General features: G+C 32.1%; 4 protein-coding genes. 2 read left to right on the top strand and 2 right to left on the bottom strand.

Annotation, left to right across the window (positions count from 1 at the left end; all coding sequences use genetic code 11):
* Nucleotides 1-414: 414 nt before the first annotated feature.
* Nucleotides 415-3786, bottom strand: coding sequence for a M1 family aminopeptidase (locus tag AAC024_RS15495; protein WP_339896399.1), 3372 nt, complete (start codon nt 3784-3786; stop codon nt 415-417).
* 22 nt (nt 3787-3808) lie between these two features.
* Here AAC024_RS15495 and AAC024_RS15490 point away from each other — a divergent pair, with 22 nt between their 5' ends.
* A complete protein-coding gene (locus AAC024_RS15490) occupies nt 3809-3994 on the top strand; it encodes a hypothetical protein (protein WP_339896398.1) in 186 nt (61 codons plus the stop codon).
* Between the two features lie 90 nt (nt 3995-4084).
* On the opposite strand, the gene AAC024_RS15485 is transcribed toward AAC024_RS15490, so the two are convergent.
* Nucleotides 4085-4972 (bottom strand): ABC transporter ATP-binding protein, encoded by an 888-nt coding sequence (locus AAC024_RS15485; protein ID WP_339896397.1) that lies wholly within the window; start codon nt 4970-4972, stop codon nt 4085-4087.
* A 174-nt stretch (nt 4973-5146) separates the two neighbouring features.
* Between AAC024_RS15485 and AAC024_RS15480 the strand changes: the two genes are divergently transcribed.
* On the top strand, nt 5147-6235 hold the full coding sequence (locus AAC024_RS15480) for a M42 family metallopeptidase (RefSeq protein ID WP_339896396.1): 1089 nt from the start codon (nt 5147-5149) through the stop codon (nt 6233-6235).
* Nucleotides 6236-6326: the final 91 nt, after the last annotated feature.

The following is a 6326-nucleotide window of genomic DNA, read 5'->3' as shown; positions in this document are numbered from 1 at the left end:
TGATCCCAAATAAATTTTAAAATGATTGATAATAAATTTAAGTTCTATTATCTTAAGATGAAATAGAAACTTTAAGCATAGCTGTAGTTATGGTTGCATATTATATTGGAGTATAAAGGAAATTTTAGTACATGACAAAAATTAATTTTGAGAACCAAACTACTCGCCATTTTCAGGATAACAAAGACTTGACAGGTTTTAAAAACCTGCCAGATCTTTGTAACGAAAAAGCCGTAATACGCTATTTGTGTGCAAATTACAGTTCTATTCTAAATTTTGTCATGTACTAAAAAATGAAATAGAAACTAATTTAATCGGTTATTTTATATGATGAGAAAACAAATTTTCGTTAACCATAAAAAAAACCCACAAACAAAATATGTAAGTGGGTTTTCGCTTTTATTAAGATCGTTTTTATAATCGTCTTCTATTATCGTTAGAGTTTGTATCAATAAGCTTATTATAAGGGTCAACACCCACTTCAATAGGCTCTTTATCAACTATAATAGTTAATTTGTTATTGATTTCTGTAATTTTATGTTTCTTCAAATAGAGTTCAATTTCTTTCATTTTCCCTTCTTCATCTTCTTCTTCAGCAAAAACACCAATATCAATATAATCTGCTAATGGTACAGATAAAATAGGCTTTCTCATATCTTCTGTTTTATAAGATAGGCTATCTCCATAAAACTTTTTCCCTTTTTCATCATTTCTGTATTTGCTTACTTCAAATTCAATATCTAATTGATATTTACCATTATCCAGCTCCGTAGACGTTACCTCTTTAATTCTATTTTCATAAAATGTAATGGTCTCAAACATGTCATTAATAGTATATTGTAATGAATCTGGTGTTACCTCCTTAATATGATTAACCATATCTATTGATGTGGTGTAAGGTGGATATTGAAACTTTACTTTTTCAACATATTTCTGTAATGCTCCATTTAAAACATCCTCTCCAATATAATCACTAAGTGCATAAAACACTAAGGATCCTTTTTGATAGCGAATATAACCTTGGCCATCATTATACATTAATGCTTTTTCTCGTTTCTTTTCAAAAGTTCTCTGCGTTAAATAATCATCTAAGGCTTTCTTTAAAAATTTACGCATTTTACCTTTACCCTGCTGGTGCTCAAGCACTTTTAACGACACATATTCTGATAAACTTTCAGAAAGCATGGTTGCTCCTAAAACATCGGCACCAATTACCTGATGGGCCCACCACTGATGTGCTACTTCGTGTACCGTAATGGCAAACGGATAATCTACACCACCTTCTTCAGTGTCATCAACGTCAGCTATAAAACCAACCCCCTCAGAAAACGGAATGGTGTTTGGAAACGATTGTGCAAAAGAACCGCCTGTTCTTGGGAATTCAATAATTCGAGCTTGTTTGTGCTGGTACGGACTAAAGTTTTTAGAGTTATAATCTAAAGATGCTTTCATGCCGGCCATCATTCTATCTAAATTATACTCATGCCCTTTATGGTAATAAATTTCTAAGTTTACAGCCTTCCATTTATCTTTCTTTACTTCATATCTAGCAGAATTAAAGGCGTAAAAGTTTAATATTTTACTGTCCATTTTGTAATGGAAATATTTACGTCCGTTTTCTAACCATTCTTTTTGCAAATACCCTGGCGCGATAGCTATCTGATCTTCAGAAGTACTAACCGTAGCTTCAAAATCGATCCAATCGGAATCTTTAGATATATACGTATTACCAAGTGCCGTAGAATCAGATGGATGCGGCTTTAAATCGTTTGGAGGTAAATCGTATTTTTCTCGGGTTTTATTATCGGTTAATTCGCCGCCACTATAACCTAAAGAAGGAAAAATAGACGAGTTATTTATAAATGTTCCATTGGCTAATACAGGCGAATTCTTTCTTAACCAAGTATTTGGTTTATTCTTAACCGTAAATTCAAGTTCTAAACTATCACCTGGTTGTAACGCTTGTTTCAGTTTATAAATATCGAAATTATAGATAGTATCTTCAGAAACTAAATCAATGTCTTTATTAAACTTAAATGTACTTGGATATTTATTATGATTTAACAAAATACTATCAATTGTCACACTGGTTTTGTTAACCATTACGTATTTACCATCAGCTTCAAAATTAAGTGCTTTCGGATAAATATTCATATTAGCTTTTACGGATACAATACGAGGTTGTGGTTTATTTTGATATTTTTTATAAGTCTTCTCCCATTTTACAGTTCTAAGCTCTTGTTCTTTTGAAGATGTTCGTTCATTTACAATATTATTTTCATGATAAATTGTGAAACCTAACGATAAAAAACCAACTAGAAAAATAGCAAATCCTACAACTACCAACCCTTTAAATCGCGACTTGGCTATTGATAAACGTTCTTTAAAGGAGTGCGGTAAACCTCTTACCCAAAATAAAGCGGTTAGCACCATTAACATTAGGCCACCAAATAACCAATATACTTTGTAAGCAAAATATCTAGAAAAAGAATTTCCGTAACCATTCATATCAGAATATTGGAAACCTGGTCCTTCGTTATACTTAAAGATAGCTTGTTCAATACCTGCAAATCTCAGTAAAGGGATACCAATAGAAAGCACAATTAAAACAAATAAACCTAAATATGGGTTTCTAAATATCGTTTGTATAAACAGCGCTAAAAATGCCCAAATGGCGTAGTTGATTAATCTTAATCCAAAAAGTTCTTTAATATAATGTATGATTTCAAAATCGAAATAACCTTTATAGATTTGAAATAATATACCTGATAACATAATTACTCCCAATAAAACCAATTGCATTTTTACGAGGGCAATAAATTTTGACATAAAGAGCGTCCAATTTGGTGTTGGTGTAACATCAACCAAATGATTCATATTGGCAATTTTACCTCTGTGTACTAACATACCTGCGTATAAAAATGTACAGATATTAATGGCAATTGTAAAAGCAGCGCCTCCATTTAACATTTTCCAAGTAACAGGAAGTGTTTGTGTACCAAATAGGTTTCCTACTTCGGATAATGCAATTAATATAATAATTAGCCCTACCAATACAATACTTAAAAAGGGCCAGCTTTTTACAATATATTTAAAATCTATATTAGCTAATTTCCAAGTTGTTTTTAAATTTTGAACAAATGAGTAATCAAAACTCACTTTAGGTAAATTAATTCTAGTAATACCTCCAAAATTACTTTTTGTAGCACGCTCTCCTTTTTGCTTTTTTAAATTAATTGAAATAGCGTTTTGGCTAAATGCAAAAAATTTATAAACCAATCCGAACACCAAAGAAGCTACGCCTAGCCATAATAAACGATTATACACAATAATCTCTTTTAGAGGTAATTGTAATTCGTTTTTATCAGAAACCGTCCAATATCGTGTGTAATAATTTGAAGCCGCAGAACCGAAAGGATCTAAGATAGCCGCTAAAAATCTATTATCAGGATCCGATAATAAACTCTCCATGAGCCCTTGTACAAACAGCAGTAATATCACAGTTATAAAACCAGCAGCTATATTTCTGGTGAAGGTGACTACCCCAAAAACAATAGCTCCAAATAATAATACATTAGGCAAAATATATACCGCATAGGCTCTAAAATATGATGTAAAGCTAAACGAGGTAACAATATCTGAATTTGTTCCGGGTAATCTAAAACCAATAAATAAGGCTATACCTATTATAAAAACTAAAATGGTAACGATTACAATGGCACTAAAAAACTTGGCAAACAAGTAGTTCGCTTTTGTAAAAGGATATGAGTACAAAATTGAATGCATTTCACTTTTAAAATCTCTGTAAATGGAAACACCAATAATTGAAGGAAACAAAAAGAATATTAAAATAGCCATGCCATTAAAAAGACCATTAATCCCAGATGGCGAATTCACTATGGATGATGACCCTGTGGTTACCGTAATACTATCAAAAATACCCGCAGAACTTGCTGCAAAAAACAGGCCTATAATAAAAAATATAGCAGCGTAAATATAAAAAGCTGGTTTTTTAAACCAATACTTTAACTCGTAAAAAAATATTGTAGAAAACATATGTGTTATTTTAGTTATTTAAACGCTTTTATGAAAGAACTGGTTCATCTTGTTTTAAAGCAATAAAATACACATCGTCTAGTTGTGGATTGGCTAACTGAAAATCATCAGCTGGCTTTTCTGTAGCATGCACTCTAATATTTAACGTATTATCTTGGTTGTAATTTGACGATAATACATTATAAGCCGCTTCCATACTTTCTAAATCGTCACGCTCGATAATTTTGGTCCAAATTTGTCCTTTAATTTCATCAGTAGCTTCCATTGGTGTTGTATGTTGTAAAATACGTCCGCCATTTAAAATAGCCATTTCATTACAAAGTTCTTTAACATCATCTACAATATGGGTTGAAAAAATGACGGTACAATTAGTACCAACTTCTCGTAAAACATTTAAAAAACGATGACGTTCAGCAGGATCTAAACCTGCAGTAGGTTCATCAACAATAATTAACTTTGGGTTATTTAATAACAATTGAGCAATCCCAAAACGCTGTTTCATTCCGCCAGAATAACCAGCAACATATTTTTTTCTGACATCATACAAATTAGTAATTTCTAAAACTTCCTTTACTAAAGCCTCTCTATCCAATTTTGAACTTACACCTTTCAAGGTTGCGAAATAATCAAGTAATTTCTCAGCAGACATTTTTGGATACACGCCAAACGATTGCGGTAAATACCCCAGGACTTTACGAAGTGCCATTTTATCTTCAAGTACATTAATATCTCCAAACTGAATAGAACCAGAATCTGGACTTTGCAAGGTTGCTATTGTACGCATTAAAGAGGATTTCCCAGCACCATTAGGGCCTAATAATCCAAACATTCCTGTTCCTATTTCTAAGTTTAAATTATCAATGGCTTTAACGCCATTTTTGTAAGTTTTTGTTAAATCGTTAATGGTTAGCTTCATTTGATTCTTCTTTAAGTTAAATATTATTTCAAATTAGTATTAAAACTGCGTACTTTGTTACAAATTATTTTTCAAGGACAAGTAAAAACTAAATAAATCCTGTTATTTTTACAAAATACAGTAAAAAAATGAAGTCATAATTTTTAATGACTAAAAAAAATAATAAACAATCTTATGGCTAAAAAAAGCATACTCAATAAAAAGTCAATGGACTTTTTAGAAAAATATTTAAATAATGCAGCCCCGACTGGATATGAGTGGGACGGACAAAAACTGTGGATGGATTATTTAAAACCTTATGTAGATGAATTTATTACAGATACTTACGGAACTGCAGTTGGTGTTATAAACCCTAAAGCAAAATACAAAGTAGTTATTGAAGGACATGCTGATGAAATTTCATGGTATGTTAACTATATTTCAGATAACGGATTAATTTATGTGATAAGAAATGGTGGTAGCGACCACCAGATTGCACCAAGTAAAATTGTAAACATCCATACCAAAAAGGGTATTGTAAAAGGCGTTTTTGGTTGGCCAGCAATTCATACTAGAAGCAAAGTAAAAGAAGAAGCGCCAAAACCAGATAATATTACGATTGATGTTGGCGCAAAAGATAAAGAGGAAGTTGAAAAAATGGGGGTTCATGTTGGGTGTGTGATTACTTATCCAGACGAGTTCCATATTTTAAATGGCGATAAATTTGTTTGTCGTGCTTTGGATAATCGAATGGGTGGTTTTATGATTGCAGAAGTTGCGCGGTTACTTAAAGAAAACAAAAAGACATTACCTTTTGGACTATACATTACCAATTCTGTGCAAGAAGAAATAGGTTTACGCGGTGCTGAAATGATTACGCACACTATAAAACCAAATGTAGCCATAGTTACCGATGTCACTCACGATACTACAACGCCAATGATTGAAAAGAAAAAAGAGGGGCATTTAGAAATGGGTCTAGGTCCTGTAATAGCTTATGCACCAGCTGTACAACAAAAACTACGTGATTTAATTACGGAAACTGCTGAGGCTAAAAAAATTCCTTTTCAACGTTCTGCCTTATCAAGAGCCACAGGAACTGATACTGATGCTTTTGCATATAGCAATGGCGGTGTTGCTTCTGCTTTAATTTCATTACCGTTGCGATACATGCATACTACTGTGGAAATGGTGCATAGAGAAGATGTTGAAAACGTAATTAAATTAATTTATGAAACTTTACTTAACATAAAAGACGGAGAATCTTTTAGTTATTTTAATTAAATACTTAACAAAAATTAATTTTGAGAAATAAACTACTCGCCATTTTCAGGATAACAAAGACCTCACAGGTTTTCAAAACCTGTGAGGTCTA

It is taken from the genome of uncultured Algibacter sp. (assembly GCF_963976535.1).
GTDB lineage: Bacteria > Bacteroidota > Bacteroidia > Flavobacteriales > Flavobacteriaceae > Algibacter_B.
This window is presented reverse-complemented; position numbering and strand designations above follow the sequence as displayed.

Coding starts and splice junctions, on each gene's coding strand:
- AAC024_RS15490 (WP_339896398.1), top strand. CDS start 3,809: ATGGAAACACCAATAATTGAAGGAAACAAAAAGAATATTAAAATAGCC.
- AAC024_RS15485 (WP_339896397.1), bottom strand. CDS start 4,972: ATGAAGCTAACCATTAACGATTTAACAAAAACTTACAAAAATGGCGTT.
- AAC024_RS15495 (WP_339896399.1), bottom strand. CDS start 3,786: ATGCATTCAATTTTGTACTCATATCCTTTTACAAAAGCGAACTACTTG.
- AAC024_RS15480 (WP_339896396.1), top strand. CDS start 5,147: ATGGCTAAAAAAAGCATACTCAATAAAAAGTCAATGGACTTTTTAGAA.